Source organism: Desulfosporosinus sp., assembly GCF_014237355.1.
Lineage (GTDB): Bacteria > Bacillota > Desulfitobacteriia > Desulfitobacteriales > Desulfitobacteriaceae > Desulfosporosinus.
On the sequence record NZ_JABZFS010000053.1, the window covers coordinates 1 to 1,630 of the forward strand.

Genomic DNA, 1,630 nt, shown 5'->3' on the forward strand with positions numbered 1-1,630 from the left:
AACCATTAGATGAAGCGTACACAGGGAAACAGATAGGCCATAAGGAAGACCGTACTTCCTGAATGTGAATTATACAGCCTCGTAAAAAGAGATTAATGCAGATGGCGACGTTGTTCGAGTTACGGAAGCCTACACAAGAGAATCGCATATGGCGAGATTCTAAAGAGGGTCTGTCGGGGTCTTGGCACATGGCATGTCTGTAGAGAGATATAAGAGAACTTGGGAGACCCTATAAGCTCCTTACCTAAGGTAAGTCTACCCGATAGAAAGAGAGGGTGACTGATGGCTTATAGGGAGTCGGATCAGCTCATAGTACTCATAGAAAATAGAGGAAGGGGCTGACAGAATACGTAGCCTGCAAAGGAAACATTTGCCGGGCAAGTAGGACTGGAGTAACAAATGCAAACCTCCCTGCAGGGAATAGCAAAGAAGGCAATACTAATTTGTCTTTTACGGAAGCGAGTATTTCTGAAGAGCCCAGTGCGGTAGTTCCGCACGCTGGGATCTGTGCGGGGGCAGTCGGGTAACTGGCTGTCCTACCGTGACAAAAACATTTTCTTTTAAAAAGAAGGATTTTTTAAAACCTTTGTCGTATTAATATAAAAATGTAAAAAATTCGAAAAAGACTAATTCATTTGACTCTGTTAAAGGTCTAATCTATAATTTAGGAAACTTAATATTTGAATATAATAACCTAAAAAGATATAATGAACTTTAGTTATAAAAAACCCTATAAATAAAAGCTGGGGAAAGTTACCGGTTTATCGAGCTGGTACAACGTTCACCTTGGTAATATTAGGGCAACTCTCGATTAGGAGTAGATATGAACAGATATTTTACAATCATCCTCAACCCAACTGCCGATCAGGGAAATGCAAAGAAAAAAATCCCTTTAATAAAAGAGTTCTTTTCAAAAAATGCAGCAGATTTCAAAATTGTTCTTACAGAAGGAATCGGTCATGCTACTTCCATAGCAGAATCGAGTGCTCAAATTCCTGATAACGTAATCGTAGCCGCTGGCGGGGACGGTACTTCTAACGAGGTAATAAACGGACTTATGTTTAATTCCCGTAAATCTGAATCATCATCAATCCATCAAAATCCTTTACAGTTTGGTGTCTTGCCCATTGGTCGTGGGAATGACTTTGCCTTTGGAGCAGGAGTTCCACACGATCTTACAGAGAGCATGCGCCTTCTTCTTGATGGGACTTTTTATCCGATGGATGTTGGGCTTATTACCGGAGGTGACTTTCCTGAGGGTCGGTACTTCGGAAACGGTGTTGGTATCGGCTTTGATACAATTGTCGGGCTGGAGGCGGCAAAAATGAAGCATTTTCATGGAGCGGCATCATATATCATTGCAGCGCTTAAAACCTTGATTATGCTCCCTAAAGCTCCAACAGTCGAAATATCTTACAAAGATAAAAAGCAGATACTTACTCCGGCTCTTATTTCTATCATGAATGGGAAACGGATGGGAGGAGCCTTCTTTATGGCTCCTGATGGAGATATGAGTGATGGTCTGCTTAATCTTAGCATAACACACCAGGGGACGAGAATTTCTTTGCTCAAGGCTATGATGCTCTACATGAAAGGGGAACAAAGCAGGCACCGTGGTACATTTACTGAC

The 1,630-nt window shown here is 41.7% G+C and carries 1 protein-coding gene; it reads left to right on the forward strand.

Annotation, left to right across the window (positions count from 1 at the left end):
• Positions 1-823 precede the first annotated feature (823 nt).
• Positions 824-1,630 (forward strand): diacylglycerol kinase family protein (locus tag HGJ98_RS11610; protein ID WP_291351548.1); only part of this gene is annotated, 807 nt, incomplete at its 3' end.